9 protein-coding genes are annotated in these 21,121 nt (G+C 51.5%); 2 read left to right on the top strand and 7 right to left on the bottom strand.

Features of this window, described 5'->3' with window-relative positions; translation table 11 throughout:
* Positions 1-46: 46 nt before the first annotated feature.
* The gene (locus P2W70_RS33100; RefSeq protein ID WP_276485904.1) at positions 47-2,770 is read left to right on the top strand and encodes an autotransporter outer membrane beta-barrel domain-containing protein; all 2,724 of its coding nucleotides are present in this window, start codon (positions 47-49) and stop codon (positions 2,768-2,770) included.
* 63 nt (positions 2,771-2,833) lie between these two features.
* A complete protein-coding gene (locus P2W70_RS33095; RefSeq protein WP_276485903.1) occupies positions 2,834-5,320 on the top strand; it encodes a mechanosensitive ion channel family protein in 2,487 nt (828 codons plus the stop codon).
* A 3-nt stretch (positions 5,321-5,323) separates the two neighbouring features.
* Here P2W70_RS33095 and P2W70_RS33090 read toward each other — a convergent pair whose 3' ends face one another.
* From P2W70_RS33090 to P2W70_RS33060, 7 genes are all read right to left on the bottom strand, one after another.
* Positions 5,324-7,720 carry an ABC transporter permease gene (locus P2W70_RS33090; RefSeq protein WP_276485902.1) on the bottom strand — a complete coding sequence of 799 codons (2,397 nt, stop codon included), beginning with the start codon at positions 7,718-7,720 and terminating at the stop codon, positions 5,324-5,326.
* Between the two features lie 65 nt (positions 7,721-7,785).
* Positions 7,786-10,191, bottom strand: coding sequence for an ABC transporter permease (locus P2W70_RS33085; RefSeq protein WP_276485901.1), 2,406 nt, complete (start codon positions 10,189-10,191; stop codon positions 7,786-7,788).
* 26 nt (positions 10,192-10,217) lie between these two features.
* Entirely contained in the window at positions 10,218-12,662 is a 2,445-nt protein-coding gene (locus tag P2W70_RS33080; protein WP_276485900.1) for an ABC transporter permease, read from the bottom strand.
* Positions 12,663-12,678: 16 nt separating this feature from the next.
* Complete coding sequence (locus P2W70_RS33075; protein ID WP_276485899.1) at positions 12,679-15,090, bottom strand: ABC transporter permease; 2,412 nt, start codon at positions 15,088-15,090, stop codon at positions 12,679-12,681.
* Positions 15,091-15,187: 97 nt separating this feature from the next.
* Entirely contained in the window at positions 15,188-16,225 is a 1,038-nt protein-coding gene (locus P2W70_RS33070; protein WP_276485898.1) for a DUF4097 family beta strand repeat-containing protein, read from the bottom strand.
* Positions 16,226-16,278: 53 nt separating this feature from the next.
* A complete protein-coding gene (locus tag P2W70_RS33065; RefSeq protein WP_276485897.1) occupies positions 16,279-18,690 on the bottom strand; it encodes an ABC transporter permease in 2,412 nt (803 codons plus the stop codon).
* Positions 18,691-18,720: 30 nt separating this feature from the next.
* Complete coding sequence (locus P2W70_RS33060) at positions 18,721-21,099, bottom strand: ABC transporter permease (RefSeq protein WP_276485896.1); 2,379 nt, start codon at positions 21,097-21,099, stop codon at positions 18,721-18,723.
* Positions 21,100-21,121 lie beyond the last annotated feature (22 nt).

Below are 21,121 nucleotides of genomic sequence, written 5' to 3'. Positions count from 1 at the left end.
CCGGCATGACCCTGCTTAATGTTTACCAGTTATGAATATGAAAACCATGAAGAGATCTCTACTAACAGTTTGCTACCTCGTCTTCAGCTCGATTGTTTTGCAAGCCCAGCGTTACTGGGTGGGAGCTACCTCTACGGATTGGAATACGACGACCAATTGGTCTACCGCGCCGGGAGGAGCGGGCGGTGCTTCGGTGCCCGGCAGCAACGATGCTGTATTCTTCGACCGGGTAACGCCCAACGCGGCTCTTTTAAACGTCACCACGACCGTGCAGTCGCTTACCTTCTCCGGTGGTGCACTGACCCTTGGCAGTGCCGGTCGGTTGACAGTCAGCAACAATACTTCGGTAACGGGGGGCGCCATCACATTATCCGCTACAGCTGCGTTTTTGGCCAATGGTGTTTTTACCATCTCCAATGGTAGCATCGATGCGGACGGTTCCGCCATTAGTGCGGCCAACACGTTTACCATGAGTGGTGGAACGATCTCGCTCGGTGCCGGTTCATTCACAGCGGCCAGTACATTCTCGTTAACTAATGGTGCTTTTAATGTAAACAGTGGCACCTTGCAGGTCGCTAACAATTCTTTCCAGGTAACAGGAGGGACTTTGAATGCCGGGAGCGGCAACGTTCTTATCGGCAACAATATGACCATCGCTACACCTTTATCCGTAGTGGCAGGCACCAGTACTTTTACCTTCAATGGCGCCGGCCAGCAGGATGTGGTCATTGTAACCGCTAACGATCCTGGTACGGTGGTATTTTACAACCTCATCATCAACAAAGCGGGAACCAGTCGAATAAACTTTAATACGACAGCTGCTGCGGATACCTTTCAAATCAATAACCTGCTTACGTTGACGTCCGGTCAATTCTCCGGCGGCGGATTTATTAAGATAGAAAAAGATGTCACGACAGGAACGTCCTTCAGTGGATCTTCTATCCCTATTGCTTGTACGGGACCCAATCCCAGTACAGTTACGCTTGCGGCGCCATTGGCGGTGACAGGGGTTACGAATTTCGTAGGTATCATCAAATCATCACCGAATGTCGTGGTGAATGTTTACCGTGGCGCCGGTGCAGTGGATGACACCATCCGTATCGGGAATTTCGATGCCCGCTTCATTGTGCGCCGGGGCATCATACAGTTTCCCAATAACAACCCGATCCGCAGCCGTTTCCGGAGCCTGGAGATAGAGCCGGGTGGCACTTTCAATGCACCCAATAACTACCTGTACAACACCGGCGAGCACATCAACTCGGGTGGCGTGTTTAACGCGAATGGTGGCACTTATGTCTTCTATTATCCTTCCATTCCTACCGGTACCAACCTGACGGCTAACCGTGAAACCTTCAATAACCTCATTTTCGATAACCAGTCACAGTTTACACCAGGATTAGCGGATACGCTGGTGGTAAATGGCACCTTGACCTTCCGCTCGGGTACGATGCAGGGACAAACGGGTAGTGCATTTGATGCCAAGGGGAATATCAATTTTGAAGCAGGTGCCAATCCGACCGCCGGTGTCTCCAACCTGTTATTTACCGGCACTGGCGATCAAACACTGACGTTTGCGCCCACCCGTATCGACGCCTGGAATGGATCTTTTATCGTCAATAAACCATCCGGTAACCTAATTCTGGGCTCGCCGGTGGTGATGGACCAGTTTGCCGATGGCAACGGCCCGAAATTCATCCGGTTCACCCGCGGTATCGTGATGGGCAGTAGCACCAATTACCTGTCATTCAAGAACCAGGCAGTAGCGTATGAAGCCAGCAACCTCAGCTTCGTCGACGGGCCGGTACAATTCAGTTGGTATGCCGATTTCGTGTTCCCGATCGGCAACCAGGGTTTCTATGCGCCAGCCAAGATCACCTCACCGGCTACCGATGTCGTGACCGCCCAGTATTTTCATGTTGATCCCGGTCCATTGTACAATGACAATGCTAAGCAACCTAGCCTGCAAAAAATAAGCGATGTGGAATACTGGATGATCAACAAGACGGGCACCGCTTCCAATCCCTTTGTTTCTCTCTCTTATGTAAGCGGAAGAAGCGGTACCATTACAGCGCCTGCGCAGCTGCGGGTGTCAAGGTGGAATGGTAGCCTATGGGAGGATGCGGGCAATGTAGCGGAGTCACCTAATTATGTGCGGACGACCAATGCTGTACCTTCCTTCAGTCCATTTACGCTGGCATCCATCAATTCATTAACGAATCCCTTACCCGTTCACCTGATCAGCTTCCGGGGTGAGTCGCAGCAAGGGGCTCATTTACTGGATTGGGTAGTCGACAATGAAGTGAACTTTGATGAATATGTGGTAGAACGCAGCAAAGACGGCAATACATTCAGCGATATAGGCAGGGTAAAGGCCATCGGAGAGGGTGGGCAACATGCCTATAACTTCCGGGATGCAGGCACTAACAGTACCGCCTGGTACCGGCTGAGGCTGGTAGACAAGGATGGCCGCTTTGAATACTCGCGTGTCATTCAGGTAGGTGACTTCGGCGACCAGTTGCAGGTAAAGGTGCTGAAGAATCCGGGGCCGGGCAATTATACGTTGAATATTTTCTCAGGTGCTGCAACTGTGGCAACGATCCGGGTGACCGATGGACTGGGGAAGCTGGTGAGCACCGGTCAACTGTTGTTGGGTCGTGGCATGAATGCTTATTATTCAAACGCAGCCGCTTTGGCGCAGGGGATTTATTTCATAGAAGTAACGACTACCCGTAAAGAACGGCAGGTGGTGCGCTATGTAGTGGCAAACTAACAGTTGGCGGTTTCTCCGGTCGAAAGGTGTCTTATCAAGGTGGACGGAAGTCCACCTTTTTTCATGCGTGTATACCAGATATTATCAAGATGGCTGTTTGGACCCACCCTGTTGTTGTGCGTGTCGGTTGGCGTAGTCCAGGGCCAGCAGCAAGATACTACCGTTTCAGTACCTGGAATAGCAGATACTGTCGAGCCTGTTTTCCGTGATCCCATCAAGCGCATCAAGGACCGGGGACGTGAAAGTATTGCTGAATTCAGAACGGATAAACTGGCGATTCGACAGGATGATCTGTTGGAACAAATACGTAAGAACATCAACAATGCTAAAGCCTACCTGAAACGTTCACTCGACACAGCAGCCATTATCGACGATCTTGACCAGATCACCCATTGGTACACGATCGCCGGTGAAGGTGTATTTACGAACCCCGGCGAATTACCCACCCACCGCAACCTGGCTACCACGACTAAGATATTGGAAGAGTTATTGCGAAAAGCCAGCGTGCGCAAGGAGCAGATAGACCGCCTGCAACGTGACCTGATGCGGTACCGCAACAATGTGGATTCACTGACCAGTGATTCCACGTTGTATGCATTCAGCAATGATAGCCTGCAACTGGTACAGTATTTTCAAAAGCTAAAGTCGGTTGCACACGAACTACGGCCGGCCGACAGCATCCTGGAAAAAGTAGTACCCAGGATACGGACATTTCAATTGCGCTGTGATGAATTGGTATCGATCCTTATTGCGGGGCTGGAAGAGATCGAACAGCACCGGTTGGCTGTATCAGTCCGGAGTTTCACCGGTGAACTGCCTCCGCTCTGGAAACCGGCTTTTACCCATCGCACCCTGCGCGAGGTGCTCGCATTTTCTGTGGCCAAAGACCGCTTGAGCTGGCAATTCTTTCTACAAAATAACCGGGGCAACCTGTTTTTATTGGCGCTACTCATCTTGGCGGCGACCGTTTTTCTGCGGTCCCTGAAAAAGAAAACGGTCAAAGCCGGGTTGCTGCAAAAGGAATATGAAGGGCAGCACCTATTGCGATTTCCATTGCTATCGGCCATCGTAATTGTTGTAACCCTATTTCAATTCATCTTCCCGAATCCTCCTTTTGTATTCAGTGCCTCCTTGTGGTTGGTGGTAGCTATTTGCCTCAGTTTTGTATTCCGACATGGGGTTGCCGTGTATTGGCTACGTGCCTGGTTCGTTCTTATTGGTCTTTACATCGCAGCTAGTGCCGTCAACCTGGTGTTGCAGCCATCCCGTACCGAACGCTGGTGTATGATGTTGTTATCGGGAGTGGGTTGTGTATTGGGTGCATTGCTGTTGTTTAACAAACACCGTAATGAATTACGGGAGAAAGCGATCCTCTATTTTGCCGGTTTCATGCTGGCATTGGAGGGCATGGCCACCATCGCCAATCTTTATGGCTGGTACAATTTTTCGAAGACGAGCCTGGTGAGCGGCTATTGCAGTGGAATGATCGCTGTCCAGATGTTGTGGACCATCCGGCTGATCAATGAAGGTCTTTATCTCGCTTCGCAGGTTTATCACACGCCGGATAAAAAATTATTCTACATAAATTTCGACCGTATCGGTAAAAAAGCGCCTCCCATATTTTATTTATTCCTGGTAGTGGGGTGGTTTATCCTCTTTGGTCGCAACTTTTATCTCTTCCACCTGCTGACAGATCCGGTCGAGGACCTGCTGTTTACCCCCAGGACCATTGGAGATTATTCTTTTTCCATAGGTGGTGTACTGGCTTTTTTCCTCATCCTGGCATTGTCGGTCGTGGTATCCCGCATCGTGTCTTTTTTTGCTTCTGAAGACAACGGCAGCCGGTCTTCAGGTGAAAAGAAAGTGGGGCTTGGCAGTTGGTTGCTGCTGGTGCGTATAGCCATCATCAGCATCGGTATGTTCCTGGCTTTTGCAGCTGCAGGTATTCCGCTGGATAAAATTACCCTCATACTCGGTGCGTTGGGCGTAGGCATTGGATTTGGTTTGCAGACGCTGGTCAACAACCTGGTGAGTGGCCTCATCATCGCCTTCGAGAAACCAGTCAATGTAGGGGATATCGTATCTGTTGCTGGTAAAGAAGGTACGATCAAATCGATTGGTTTTCGAAGCAGTATACTGGCAGCCTGGGATGGCGCGGTAGTGGTGATCCCCAATGGTGACCTGCTCAACCAGCATGTGGTCAACTGGACGCAAGGCAATACGCTTCGCCGGGGCGACCTCACGGTAGGGGTGGGGTATGGTACTGATCTGGGAAAGGCCCAAGAGATCCTGCAACATATCCTGCAATCGCACGAAAAAATATTGAAGTTCCCTGCTCCTGCCGTGCTCAATACATCTTTTAACAGCAGTGCTATCGATTTTCAGCTCTTTTTCTGGTTGGGGCATCCCCGCGACCTGGGACAGACGAAAAGCGATGTGATCAATGCCATTCAGCAGTCTTTCAAAGACGCAGGTATCGATATACCTTATCCGCACCAGGACCTGCATATCACGGTGGAGGCTTCTGAAGAAAAGCCGGGTACAACATGAAGGTTATTCGCTCCGCAGATTCCTGATCGGATTCTTCAAGGCCCGCACGATGGTCTGCAGCGATACGATCGCTGCGATCAGTAAGGCAATTACAACGGCCACCAGGGCGAAAGGTGCGAGATTAAGTTGAATGCGGTATACAAAGTTGCCCAACCAATTATTTAGCGCCCACCAGGCCAGTGGCCAGGCAATGAGATTTGCCAGCACGATCGTCCACGCAAATTCCTGTAGGAAGAGGCTGATGATCTGGGCGCCGGAAGCGCCCAATACTTTACGGATACCTACCTCCTTCATGCGACGGGTAATACTGAGGGTCACCACCCCCAATACGCCCAATAATACGATAACGATGGCCAGCAGGGTAGCGGTTTCGGCGGCTTGCTTCAGTTGTATTTCCGACCGGTAAAGGAAACCGAGGGTATCGTCCATAAACTTGTAATCGAACGGAGCACCCGGCAGTACAGTCGCCCATTTTTGTTCTATGGCGGACAAAGTCTTTGCCATATTGCCTGCCTTTACTTTGAATGACAGGTACCGGTAGGTGGCTGTATTGCGAATATGGCTGATCACCATTGGGGTAATAGCTACATGCTTGCTCTCGAAATGGAAGTCTTTGACAACGCCGCCAATGGTCAGCGTTTGCCGAACACCCACCAGCTTTACGGGTTGTCCTACGGCAGTCTGCACATCCTTCCACCCAAGCAATCGGGCTGCTGTTTCGTTGATCACCAGTTTCGTGGTGTCCCGATCCAAATATTGGCCGGCAGCCATGGTGAGGCCATAAGTAGCAGCGTACTGGTCATCGGTTGCGAGGCCCGTGCAAATAACGGCTTGTATGGAATCGCCTGAGGCAGGATACAGGTTGCCGCCATTGCCACTCATGCCATCGGGGATCTCGTAAGATACGCTGGCGCTGACCACCTCGGGCAGACGCGATAGCTCGTTACGGACAGTTTCCATATGATGCACGCCTGTTGTGGTCCAGTCACGTGGCACCGTGGCAGTGATGATCTGTGCTTTATCGTAGCCCAGGCTGCTGTTGAAGGCGTAGTCGACCTGGCGGCCCACTACCATGGCGCCAACAAAGACAACGATAGCCGTCGTAAACTGCAGGGCGATGAGTGCGCGCCGGAATATTACTTTCTCTTTGACTGTCTTTAGTTTGCCTTTCAGGGAGTCAACGGAAGGCTGCTGGGAAAGGATCAGGGCAGGATAGGAACCGGCCAGCAGGCCGATCAACAACGCCGTAGCGAAGGGGATAGCCATAGCTGCCATCGGCATAGCCGTCAGCGATGGCAGGGCCCGACCCAGCATCTTACCGCAGAAAGGGTAGGCCAGCTGGTAGATGGACAAGGCCAGCACAACGGAAAGCAATGCCAATACCACCGATTCGGTCAGGAACTGACCTATCAGTTGTTGGCGACTGCCACCCATGACTTTGCGCAAGCCGATCTCTTTCAGTCTGGTGGTGGAGTTGCCGATGGTGATGTTGATGAAATTGATCACCGCCATCACGAGGATGAACAGGGCCACCATGCTGAGGGTATATACCATACGGCGCGCGAGACCGTTGTTCATTTCCAGGTAATAATCACTGACCGGTGTCAGGTACACTTCCAGGTTGGCTTGTATATCAGGCGTGGTATTTGAGGTCAGCAGCTGCCGGATAGGCTTTTGCAGATCGGCCGGCTGTACGCCTTTGCGGAGCTTAACATAGTTGATGATGTACGCATTTTGCCAGGCCTGAAAGCCCTCGTAACGGCCAAAGAAACGGAGACTTTGTTCCGACAGGAAGATCTCGTTCTTGGTATTGGTAAAATTATTGATCGTATTATACGGCAGATCTCTCAGTACACCGGTGATGACAAAGTCTTGTTTGCCGCCGGCAAAAGATTGCAGGGTCAGCGTTTCGCCGAGCACATCGGTGCGGCCAAAATACTTTTGAGCTTTGCTTTCGGTCAGTACCAGGGCATTAGGACCATGCAAGGCTGTGCGCGCATCGCCTTGCACCAAGGGGAAACCCGTGATGGATAGAAAGGTGCTGTCGCCAGGTTGCAATCCTTCCCGAAAATATTTGTTACCCCTGGATACAATGGAGCTGATCCCATCATGCCGATAATAAGACTCTACCAGGCCGGGATAGTCGTTTTTAAGCGATCTGCCCAACGCTCCCAACGTGGTAAGATCCATGCCCATCTCCGGTTTCTTCCATTTACTGCGCACCAGGTATACACGTTCGTTGTCGGCAATACTTTTGTTCACCCGTAGCTCTCCCCATACATAGGTGCCAATCAGAAATACGAAAGCAATCCCGGCAGATAGGCCCAGTATGTTGATTAACGAAAAGGTCTTGTGCTTGATGAGGTTTCTCCAGGCGAGCAGGACAAAATTGCGCCACATACGAATTGATTTAAAAGTTGGAAGAAGGAAAGAGCCGGACAGGAATTACCTGCCCGGCTGCTCTATTATTCGTTTCTTAAACTACTGGTGGGGTTGCTGGAGGCCGCGCGCAGGCTATGCAGACCAACGATGACCAGGGTGATGGCCAGTACCAGTATACCTGCAGCGGCAAAGGTCCACGGACTAAGCGACACCCGGTAAGCGAAATTCTCCAGCCATTTGTTCATGGCCCACCAGGCCACCGGTACAGCAATCAATCCACCAACGATCACCAGCAGGAGGAACTCGCGGCTCAGCAAGGCAATGATGCTGGATATACTGGCACCGAGTACTTTACGGATGCCGATCTCCTTGGTCCTGCGTTCGGCACTAAAGGCTGCGAGACCCAGCAATCCCAGACACGAAATGAAGATCGCGATACTGGCAAAGATGATCATCAGGGTCGACATCCGGTTCTCCGCCCGGTATTGTTTTTCGAATGATTCGTTGAGGAATTCATATTCGAACGGAACCGTAGGTACGGTTGATTTCCAGATCTTTTCGACAGCAGGTATTACCGAGCCGATACTTTTGGGCGATACCTTCAGGAAGTAGTTCAATCGCCAATCATCACCGATGTGATACACCAGGGGAGATATCGCGGTGTGTAAGCTACGGAAATGAAAGTCTTTGACAACGCCAACGATCTGACCCGAGTCGCCGTTGAACTTGAAATACTGGCCAACCGCTGGCTGCCGGATCTTCAGTTGTTTAATGGCCGTTTCGTTCAGGATAAAACTATTCATGGCGTCGTTCTCATCCTGTGGACGGAACCACCGGCCTGCCGCCAGCTCAAGCCCAAAGAAAGAGGGGAATGTCTCATCGCCGGATAATCGTACCAGTGATGGTTCATATTCCTTGGGACGGCCAGCCCAGTCTGCATTACCCGCAGAACTGCTTTCTATGCTGAGCACCGATTCGTTGGCAGTCGTTACTTTTTCAATGCCGCTGATACCCATTAATTGTTGCTGTAACCTGTTGTGAAATAGAACGACCTGATTATTGTCCTTACGATAGGGTTCCAGCACCTTCCAGGGCAGGGTAAAAGTAAGCACCTGCGACCGGTCGTACCCGGTATTTTGACTGCGGATAAAGGCCAATTGTTTATAGATGATCAGGGTCGCCGCAATGAGCATGACCGAAACGGCAAATTGTGTAGTCACCAGGATCTTTCGCAGGGTAACGTCTTTCAGCTTCAATATGCTGCCGCCTTTAAAAAGACTAAGGGGTTTGAAAGACGACAACAGCAGGGCCGGGTAGATGCCCGTCAGCAACGTGACGGTTACGATGGTTCCAGCGATGAGCAGCCAGAAACTGGCAGCTGTCAGCGGCAGCCTGAATGGCTGGCCGGTAACCTCGTTAAAGAAAGGTAATGCCAGTTGCACCAGGGCAATAGTGATCAGTAAGGCAATAAACCCGGTGAACAGCGATTCTGCAAGGAACTGACCAAAGAGCGAGCCCCGGGCTGCGCCCACGATCTTACGGATGCTTACTTCTTTGGCGCGCATGCTGGCACGGGCCGTCGTAAGGTTGACATAGTTGATACAGGCAACCACCAGGATCAATACGGCGAGGAAGGCAAATACATAGACTGCCTGCCGGCTACCGGTCTGGAACACCGTATTCTGAACCGTGTTGTCGAAATGCAGTTCACGCAGGGGAAGAAGAGCGGCCCTGACCTTGTTTTCTTTCCGGTTATTGTCCAGCAACTGGGTGAGCTTGGCACTTACCTGTTGGGGATTCGATTTCGGGTTGATCCGGATGAAAGTGATGTGGTTGAAATTACCCCATTGCCGGTCATTGGCCAACTGTTTGGGGTTGGTGTGTTTGGCCGCCATCGGCATCAGTACGTCGTACTGAAAGCTCGAATTGGTGGGGTTGTCTTTTAAGATGGCCGTTACCTGGTAGTTGATGGTATCGATCTTCACCAGTTGTCCGATTGGCTCGGCCTTACCGAAATAGCGGCGCGCGGCCGATTCGGTCATCGCCATATTGAAGGGAGCCTGGAAAAAGCTGGTCGGTGATCCGGATACGAATTCGTATTTGAAGACGTCAAACCATTCTGCTGATACGTTCGCCGCCTTCTTTTCCTTGAAAAGCTCACCCCGGATGTTGAAGGTGGTACCATAGCCCTGACTCATGAAGGCCAGTGCTTCAATATCCGGTATTTCTTTTTTGGCGATCTCTGTCAGCGGAAAAGGAGAGTTCTCCCATACCCAGGTTTCCTCCGGGGTTATGGGCACATGGTTGGTGATCCGGTAGACCTGCTCCACACTGGGATGATAATTGTCGTAGCTCAACTCGTTCTGTACCCACAACATGATCAGTACCGCGGCTGTCATGCCAATCGATAATCCTGCCAGGTTGATGGCGCTTTCACTTTTGTGTTTCCACATCTTGCGCCAGGCTGTTTTGAAAAAGTTTCTGATCAAGGTATATTAATTTTAGAGGGTCAATATTATTCGCTTCTCAGGCTTTTAACGGGATTTAGGACGATGGCTTTCGCTGCCTGTAATACAATGGTCAATAAGGCGATCCCTAGAGCCAATACACCGGCCACGGCAAAGAACCACCAGGCGAGGGTAATACGATAGGCAAAATCCCGCAGCCATATATGCATTACGTACCAGCCTATCGGGATGGCCAGCACCAGCGATAACACGATCAGCTTCATGAAATCCTTCGACAACAATACGAGAATACTTTGAGAAGAGGCGCCCAATACTTTCCGGATGCCTATTTCTTTCGTACGTTGTATCACATTGTAAGCCGAAAGGCCCAGCAGGCCGAAGCAGGCGATGAGGATCGCCAATGAGGCAAAGATGCCAAACACTTTACCGAAGAGCAGGTCAGCCTGGTATTGCTTGTTGAAATAGTCGTCCAGGAAAATATAATTGAAAGGGTCGCCCGGAAAATATTTATCCCATTCCTGCTTAACCGCTTCCACTGTAGCTTTGACATTACCCGCACTCATCCTGATCGAATAGTAATTGCGGTTATCGGGTTGATAACGTATCAACAACGGCGAGATTGCTTTTTGTAATCCCTGTTGGTGATAATTAGCCAGTACGCCTACGATCGTGGCAGTATCGCGACCGCTGTTGATGCGTTTGCCAATAGCTTCGGCAGCGTTGGCGAAGCCCATGACCTTAACACCTTCTTCATTCAGCAGTACATTGCTGTACTCTGTTCCGTACGAGGGATCGAAATTTCTGCCAGCTGCCAGCTTCATGTCAAACATAGGTACGAAGTCGGCGTCGATACCCAGGTTGTACAACGTGGTAGCGGCCTGGCTTTGCTGCGTTACCTGCTTGTGTGAGTTGGTCCAGTATATTTCCTGCCCCATTACGTTGGACGATACCGCCATCTGTTTGATGCCGCTTTGTTGTAGTATCGCCGATTTAAAGGGTTGCATGAGTTGCTTGTAGGTAGAGTCATTGGGCGAGGTAGCGCCCTGCAATACCAATGTCTGTTCGATATTGGCACCCAGCTTTTGGTTGCGCATATAACTAACCTGCCGGTATACGACAATGGTGCCTGCAATCAATACTACTGAAGTAGTGAACTGAAGTACGATCAACCCTTTGCGCAGGAGCAGCCCGCTGGTAGAATTCTTGAATAAGCCTTTCAGCACTTTGATCGGTTGGAAGCCAGACAATACAAAGGCAGGATAAAGGCCCGAGAGCAGGGTTCCGCCCACAAAGATCCCGGCAAAGAGTTGCCAGTAGTGTGGCGACAGGTTCATGCTGTTCTCCGGCTGTCCTACAAACCGGCCGAAGGGTATAAGCAGCGCAAAGAACAGTCCCAGCGAAAGCGCCAGCGCCAGCAGGTTGAGCAGGAAGCTTTCCGTGAGGAATTGCCGGATGAGGTCGGTGCGCAGGGCCCCCAGTACCTTTCGAACTCCTACCTCTTTGGCGCGTTCTACCGAACGGGCCGTGGCGAGGTTAATGTAGTTGATCCAGGCAATACCGATAATGAAGATGGCGACGAGGAACAAAAAACCTACCGCCTGTCCGTTGCCGTTCACTTCGGCTTCCTGGTTCAGTTGTGAATACAGGTGAACATTCTGCAAAGGCATCCATTGTACAAATGTCCGGTGATTGTTCTTCTTCGCATATTCGGAACTGTTCATGTACTTATCGCTGAAGCCGGGTAGTTTGGCGGAAAATTTAGCCACGTCCGTACCTGGTTTCAGCTTCACATAGGTGTAGAAGTCGTACCAGCCCCAGGCGTTATCGGCAGGATTGCTGCTGTCGCGCCACACGGTCAGGATCACCTTCTTGAATGCATCGTAGGGGGCCAGGTATTGAATGTCGAGGTGGGAATTGGCCGGATAGTCTTTGAATACACCGCTTACCTCGTAGGGCAAGGTCAAACCGCCGTAGCGTACCGACAGTCGTTTGCCGAGGGCCTGGGTGGTTCCAAAGTATTTATTGGCCATGCTCTCGGAGATGACCAGTTTGTCGGGACCCACCAGGGCGGTTGCCGGGTTGCCTTGCGTAAACCGGATGTCGAACATGTTCAAGGTTGACGGGTCGGCAAAATATCCTTTGGTCTCGTTAAATTTCTGTTGCCGCTCTTCATTGGTGATCAGCATGTCGGCATCGATGAGGCGGCATATGTCGGCAACCTCCGGGAAATCTTTTTTCAGGGTTGGCCCGATGGCGGGATATACCGTGGCCGATTTCCATTGCAGCACCCCCTCTTTGTACCGGTCTATCTGCAGGCGTACGATGTCATCGGCTTCTTTGTGGAAGGTATCATAACTTTTCTCGAACGATACATAGTGGAAGATCAGCAGGCAGCAGGTCATACCGATGGTCAGGCCGGTCAGGTTGAGCAGGGTGTGCCCCCTGCGTTTGCGCAGGTTGCGTACAGCGATCCGAAGGTGGTTAGCGATCATGGTGATCTATTTTTGTTTATTCACTTCTTAAATTCTTTACGGGATTGGCAAGGGCTGCGCCAATGGTGCGCAGGCTCACGACCAATAGGGCAATGGCGAGTACAGCCAGGCCAGTGCCGGCAATGATCCAGCCGCTGAACGGTATGCGGTAGGCAAAGTCCTGCAACCAGTCATACATTAGCCAGCCTGCTATTGGTGCAGCGATCAGGAACGCAATCAATACAAGCTTCAGGAAGTCGACTGATAGCATGCCAGCTACCTGGATGGCGGAAGCGCCCAGTACTTTGCGAATACCGATCTCTTTAACGCGTTGCTCCACTGATAGGGTAGCGAGGGCAAACAAGCCGAGGCAGGAGATCAGGATGGCGATTGAGGCCGCATAGGTTACGATCTTTTTCCACTGTTCTTCCTGGCCATAGCGGTTGCGGTTCCAGTCTTCCATAAATGTGTAATCAAGTGTAAAGTAAGGCAACAGGGTGGCGTAAGCCTTTTCCAGCGCTGCGGTGGCCTGTTGTGCCTTGCCTGAGGCATACTGGATGAAAACATTGCCGCCATTGCTCTTGGTGAGCGTATAGATGGCTGGTGAAATCTTTTCTTTGAAAGAAGCGATGTGGTAGTTCTTCACTACGCCGACGATCTGCAGTTCGTCTCGCTGGTTGCCCAGCTTCACGATCTGGCCGATAGGGTCTTTACTACGATCGAGCAGTTCGTTGGCGAATGCTTCATTGACCAGGCAGGTCGAAATGGTGTCGATGGTGTTGTTATAACTGAGGTAGCGTCCTTTGGCGAGCCCGATGTCCAGTGTTTGCAGGTACTGATCGTCGATATTTTCCGTGTATATCCAGTCCGTTGGTTTGGTACCGATGTAGTATTTCGATTTGTTGAAGTCGCCGCCTTTGGACCCAACCTGCACGATGGCCGGGTTTTGGGCGAGTGTTTGCCGCAACAGGCGGCCTTCTTCCGGTTTGCCCCAGGGCGTAGAGAGCCGTATCACATTTTCAGTACGATAACCCAATTGGTTGTTACGGGTCATGTAGGTGAACTGTTTGTTGAAGAAAACCATGCTGATGATAAGCCCCAGTGCGATGGCAAATTGCATCACCACCAGCGATTTGCCCAGCCTGTTCTTGTTAACGAGTTTGAACCGACCATACAAGGTCGTGGAAGGGGTAAAACCCGAAGCCACAAAGGCGGGCCAGCCACCGGATAGGAGGGATACCAGTACCCACAGACCGGTAAAGAGCGCCAGGATGGATGGCTGGAAAAGATAGGTGATATCAAAATGCTTCGAAGCCAGTGTACTGAAGGTGGGAAGGAAGAGATAGACCAGTAAAATAGCGGGCAAAAAGGCGAGGCCCGTCACGATAAACGACTCTGCGAGGAACTGGATCATCACTTGTGTGCGGGAGCCACCGGAGACCTTGCGGATACCGATCTCTTTGTTGCGGCGGATCGACCTGGCCAGTGAGATATTGATGAAGTTGATACAGGCGATCACCAGCAGTAAGATGGCGAGGCCGGAAAGGATATAAGAATATTTGGAGTCGCTCCAGAACCGCAAACCGTTCGAGGCAAAGAAACGGTTGTCAAGGTGGATCTCCCGCAGCGGTTGCAGGAACAATTCGAGCCGTGCGGTTGCGCCGGCGCGTTTCATGGCTTCTTCATAGGCTGCTTTGTTGTGCTGTTGGTAGGCCGCCAGTAATTTGCTTTCCGCTTTGGCACGGTCTTCGGCCCTGTGGAGCAGGAAGAAAGTGTTCAGGTGTTTCATGCCCCAGTTGCCCAATTGTTGGGCGCGTTCGGCCGGGTCGATCGAGAGGTCGTTCTCGAAGGGAATGATCATGCTGTATTGAATAGAAGAATTGAGTGGTGCGTTCCTGACGATGCCCGTCACCTCGAAAGGTTCGAAAGTGCCATCCATATCCAGCTCAAGTATCTTGCCCATCGCATCCTGTTGACCAAAATATTTCAAGGCCATCTCTTCCGTGATCACGATAGAATGACGGTGTTGCAGCATAGTAGCCCGGTTGCCGCTTTGCAGGTCGACGGTAAAAAGCTCGAAGAATGAGGGGTCTGTCATCATCACCTGTTCCTCGATACCTTCGGCGCCTTTCTTCACCGTACGCCGCCAGCCTTTCACCCGGCAATATTGCGCGAGTTCCGGAATGGAGGACATATACGCCGGACCCGCCGCTGTGGAAGAGATGCCGGTGCGCGACTCCTGGCCACTCGTATCGGTAAAGGTTTGTACCAGCCGCACGATGCGATCGCCTTTGACGTGGTTCCTGTCGAAGCTGAACTCATCATTCACAAACAGCATGATGAGCATCACGCAGGCCAGGCCCAGGCTGAGCCCGCCGATATTGATGGCCGACAAATATTTGTAGCGCCAGATATTGCGGATCGCGGTTTTGAAATAGTTACGGAACATGTTTGTTTGGTTTTGGTGTGCAGTGAATACAGGTGCTTATGAATGGATGAAGCCCTCCATCGGTTCCTGACCGATGGAGGGCAATCGATATCTTATACTATTTGATCGACAGGGTCACCCGTCCGCTGCCGCCTTTCACGGTAACGGGAATGCCTCCGCCGTTGATCTTACCATCGATGGAATCATCTTCTACCGTACCACTGAAATTACTCAGGGTACCCGCTTTTACTTTACCGCCGGTGATATGCAGGTCGAGTCCTTTTCCACCGGGCAGGTCCAGGCTGATATTGCCGCCTGAATTAGCAAGCTTCACGAAGCTGCCCAGCTCTTTCAGGCTCACGGTCATATTACCGCCGCTAGTAGAGGCCCGAACGCTGCACGACAGGTTCTCCAGGTGTACATTGCCACCGGAAGTCACTGCAGAAAGATCTCCTCCAACCGTGGTGGCGCGCACGGTGCCACCACTGGTGGTAGCATCGATCGTGCCTTTCAATTGATCCAGTGTCACGTTGCCGCCTGAGGTCGTCAACCTGATCTTACCATCGCAGTTGGCGGCTTTTACATTACCACCACTGGTGATCAACGTGATATCGTCTTTGGAATCTTTGATATCTATATTACCGCCGGACGTAGACCCCTTGATATTGCCCGTCAGGTCATCAAGTGAGAGGTTGCCGCCACTCGTGCGGAAATCCTGTACACCCGCGAGGTGGGCGAGCGCCACATTTCCACCACTGGTGGTGAGGCTGGTGGCTACATTACGGGGTACATAGATCACAAAAGATATCGATAGGGCGCGTTTCCAATCATAACTCCCGGAACGATCTTTAGGCCGCGCGATCGCCGTGAGCTGGTGATTCTCTGTGGTTACTTTAAAGTCGTAGTCTTCCTCCAGTCTTTTCTGGATATCTTCCTTACTGAGTGTACTTATGCGGCCATTGCTTGGCCGGATGTATACATCGATCCGCAGGTCGGCGGCTCCGCCCGTCACGGAAATATTGCCACCCGATGTTTCGGCTGTTACCTTTTCAATACCGGCATCTTTCAGGGATTTGGTCTGGAAAGGCGTTTCGGTTTGCGCCTGGGCAACCTGACACAGGCCAGCTGCCAGGAGAAGGGAAAAGAATGATTTCATATATAATCATTTTATTGTTAGTAATAAGGTCGACTGAATAATCGGAAAGTTGCTTATTCGCTCCGTAAACTTTTAACGGGGTTGGCGATCGAAGCGCGCAACGCCTGGAACGCAACTGTACACAGCGCGATCAGCAGAGCGGCAACACCAGCTGCCAGGAATACCCAAATGCTGATGGGAATGCGGTACGCAAAATCCTCCAACCATTTGTACATGGCCAGCCAGGCAAGCGGCCAGGCGATGAGGTTGGCGATCAACACCAGCCGCAGGAAGTCTTTCGACATCAGGCGGACGATGCTCTGTATGGACGCTCCCAGCACCTTGCGGATACCGATCTCTTTGATACGGCGCTCGGCAGCATAGGATGCCAGGCCAAACAAACCAAGGCACGAGATAACGATCGCCAGTCCGGCGAGTACACCTACTGTTTGACTAACCTGTGCATCGGCGTGGTACAGCTCTTTGAAGTGATCGTCAAGGAAAGTAAATTCCAGTTCTTCACCCGGATTTACTTTTTGCCAAACACCCTGTATAAAGGCTACCGCTTCTTTGGCCTTTGCGCCGTTGACGCGCACCGAAATTTCGGAATAACCCCAGTCTTTCTGGTCCAGGATGGTCAGGGTTTCGATCTTATGGTGAAGCGAGTTGAAGTTGAAATCCCTGGATACGCCTACAATGGTACCGGCAGAATCCATGCCGCCGAAACCAAAACGTTTGCCGATCAGGCTGGCATACGGGGCCTGTGGTGTTTCCTTCAGCAGTTCTTTGGCCATCGTTTCGTTGACGATATAGGCTTTGGCATTGTCGGTGGCGTAGTCTTTGGAGAAATTGCGGCCGGCAAGCAGGGGTATCTTGTATACGGATAAATAATCGGGGTCTACAACCACCTGTGAGGTCGTGAGGCTGCGCATGGGTTTATCGCCGGGATAGTAATTGACGCCGGTCTGGTGCAGGTTATTACCCAAGCGTTGGGTGGAGGCAGAAACGCCTGTGATCAGGGTATTGTTGAGTAACTCGGATTTTACAGCTTCGTAGCGTTGTTGGGTGGCGAAGGTGAGTGGTATGGTCAATACCTGCTCTTTGTTGAATCCGGGATCTTTGTGCTGCATGAAGTTGAGCTGCCGTACGGCAAACAGCGTTGCGATGATCAGGAAGATAGCACTCGAGAATTGCCCCACGACCAGCACGTTCCTGAACAGGCTTTTGCGGTTGCCCGCTGTGATAGTGCCTTTCAACACTTTCACTGCCTGGAAAGAGGACAGGTACACTGCAGGATACAGGCCTGCGAGGATGCCTACCAGTAGTGATCCTGCCAAAGCCGTCAACAACAATGGACCATTGATGAATACGATCATATTAAGGTCACGCTGGCTTAGCTGCGATACCCAGGGTAAGGTGAGTTGCACCAGACCCAATGCGATCATCAATGCCAGGATACACAGCAGAACGGACTCGCCGATAAACTGTATGCCCAATTGAAAGCGGTGGGCACCAACCGATTTTCGGACCCCTACTTCACGGGCCCGGCCAGCGGAGCGTGCGGTGGAAAGGTTCATGAAATTGATACAGGCGATCACCAGTACGATGAGCGCAATGATCGAGAACAGGTTGGTATAAGAGCCATCGAATTTCCCGTAGTTGTTGTAGTCATGCGTGATGTGCGAAGATCCGGCATGGACCGCTGCCAGGGGTTGCAGGAACAGTTCATAGAAGGTAGACCTTTCTTCCGTCATATGCCGCTTCAGGTATGCCGGAAAGGCTTTTTCGAGGGCGGCGATATCGGTACCGGGCGCCAGCTCGAGGTAGGTATTGACCCAGTTGCCACCCCAGTTTTCCATCATGCGTGCCGTCGGCCGGGTGTTGAACGACAGCAACCCTTCAAATTGTAGGTGCGAATTGCCCGGGATATTCTCCAGGATGCCGGTTACCTTGAAGGTCATGGTATCGCTGCCGTTGATCGTAATCGTTTTGCCCACCGGGTTTTCGCGGCCAAAGATCTTGTCGGCCGCCGATTGCGTCAGCACTACACTGTTGGGTTGCTGCAACACCTGCAGGCGGTCTCCTTCGAGCAGGCGAAAGTTGAAGATATCGAGAAACGTAGAGTCGGCCCAGAACAGGTTTGTCAGTGATACTTTTTTATCTCCATAGGTGATGGGTGGTTTGTTGTAGCTGTTGATGCGCGTGAATTGTTTCACTTGTGGAAACTCCGCCTGCAGGGTAGGGCCCATCGGAAACATCGACAGGGCTACCTGCTGGGGAGCCACCATGCCAGGAAATTTTTGTACCTCATCGAGCCGGTAGATGTTTTTGGTATGCCGGCCGTCGAATCCTTTTTCATACAGCACAAACAGCATGATGACGATACAGGCAGCCATGCCGATCGACAGGCCAATGATGTTGATGGCGGAATAGGCTTTGTTCTTCCACAGGTTTCGCCAGGCCGTTTTTAAATAGTTTTTAAACATGGTATACTATTGAGGGTGTTAAGTGATTGCTTATTCACTTCTTAAACTCTTTACCGGGTTGGCCAGCGACGCGCGGACGGCCTGAAAGCTGATCGTGATCAGGGTAATTACCACTGCACCGGCCCCAGTCAGCAGGAAGATCCATCCTGGTAAAGCAATACGGTTAGTGTACTCCTGTAGAAAACGATGCATGATCAGTCCTGCCACCGGTGCAGCGATCACAAAGGCGAGACCGATCAGCCACAGGAACTCCACATTGAGCAGGGCCATGATGTGCAGAAAGCCGGCGCCCAGCACCTTACGAATACCGATCTCTTTGGTCTTGCGCATACACACATAGGCAACCAATCCATACACACCCAAACAGCCGATGAGGATACCGACGATGGAGAACAAGGATAAGAAGTGGGCCAGTTTGCTTTCATCGCTGTAGAAAGTGCGCAGCTCATCATCCAGGAAGGTATAATCCATGTAATAGTCCGGGTATACTTTTTTGAAGGCAGCGCTTACCAGTTTCAGCGCAGCTTCTTGTTGTTGGGGATGTATTCGGAACATGGCCGTCTGATAACGGCGGTTATAGATGAATACGTGCGGCGTACTGCCAAAACGCAAACTTTGTGATTGGTAGTCTTTGACAATGCCGGCTACGGTATATTGTTCATTGCCGAGCGCTATGACCTGTCCCAACGCTTCCATAGGTTGTGTAAAGCCCATCTGACGGACGGCTGTTTCGTTGACCAGTACGACGGGAGCTGTGCTGTCGGCAGCGGTAAACGACCGGCCGGTCAGCAATGGAATGCGGAAGAAGGAAAAGTAATTGGTATCGATAAACTGTTGGCGAAACTGCTGTTCGCCATCCTTCAGTCCATGGTGTTTTACATTGGCCCACCACCAGTTGCCGGTACCCGAGGGGGTAGTGAGGCCGAAGGTGATGTTCGTAATGGCGGGTTGGTTTTCCAGTTCGCTGCGGAGGACCCGCCGGCCTCGTTCGTCCTGGCTATTCGGCAACATGACTTTCAGCACAGACGCTTTGTCGAAGCCCAGTTCTTTGTGGTAAAAATGATTGAGTTGCTTTACGCCAATCAATGTGCAGATGACGAGGACCAGGGCGATGGTAAACTGCGTTACGACCAGCATACGGCGCAGGGAGAAGCCACCGGCACGTGCGGTGAAAAAGCGTGATCGAAGCAGCTGTATGGGTTTGAAACCCGAAAGCAGGATCGCGGGATAGATGCCCGACAACAGCGTTAATGCCAATCCAATGAGTAGCAGGAACACCACCGTACTGCCATTCCAGTTGTTGGCGTCGGCCACCTGGGTGTGTAACAGCTCGCTGGTAAAGGGTAACAGGATATAAGCAATCAAAGCGCCGCCGCCCAGTGCTGCCACTACAAGCAGACCAGTTTCCAACAGGAATTGCCCCATGAGCTGCCAGCGGCTGCTACCCAATATCTTGCGTACACCGGTCGCTTTGTTACGCTGCATGGCCTGTACCGTGGCCATATTGATGAAATTGATGCTGGCGATCAGTAACAGGAAAGCGCCAATGCCAACGAGGGTATTCAACAACCAGTAAGGGATGGCATAGTTTAAAAAATCAATTTCGGGATTGGGATTGAAATGATGGTCGGCCAGGTTCACCAGTTGATAATCGATAATGGCCGCATGCTTGTGCTGGGCCGCTTCTGCATTGAGTGCTTTGACAATATCCGAAGGCCGGGCGCCGGGTTTCAGCAGCACAAATCCCTGGAAATAGGAGTCGCCACCACCGAAATAGGTATTGTCTTTGTACCAATCCATGAAGCGCAGCAGGGAAGCATACGAGAGGATCATGGGCATCGTGAACTGCGTATTGGACGGCATTTTTTTGATGATGCCGGATACTTTCATATCCATGTTGTTCTCGTAGCGAATGATTTGCCCCATGGCCTGCTGCGTGCTTTTAAAAAAGCGGATAGCGGTGGGTTCATCCAGTACTACCTGAAAGGGTTGGCTCAGGGAAGCTTCGGGAGATCCGGCGATCCATTGCGCATCGATCATGTGGAAGAGTTCGGGCCCGGCGAAGTAGGTCTTTTTCATGGCCAGGTTTTCGTTGTTGACACGAATACCGTAAGGCTCGTACTCCATGACATTCACAGCCTGTTCTACACCGGGTATTTTATTGTTGAGCGCATAGATGGCGCCCTGGGGAATATGCGAATTAAGCCCGTCAAAGCGGTCTTTGCCCAGGAGCTGGTACAGTTGGGGTGCTTTGGCATGCCAGGTATCGAAACTCTTTTCAAACCGTACGATCATGAACAACACCGTTGCGATGCCCACGCTCAGGGATAACCCCAGCACGTTGATCGTAGTGTAGGTTCTGTTCCTGGTGAGGGTGCGCCAGGCGGCAATCAGCTGATTCTTGAACATGGCAATTATATTGGGTGGTGGC

This window comes from Paraflavitalea pollutisoli, from assembly GCF_029360705.1.
Lineage (GTDB): Bacteria > Bacteroidota > Bacteroidia > Chitinophagales > Chitinophagaceae > Paraflavitalea > Paraflavitalea pollutisoli.
The sequence above is the reverse complement of the archived record's forward strand: the minus strand, read 5'-3'. Positions and strand labels throughout refer to the sequence as shown.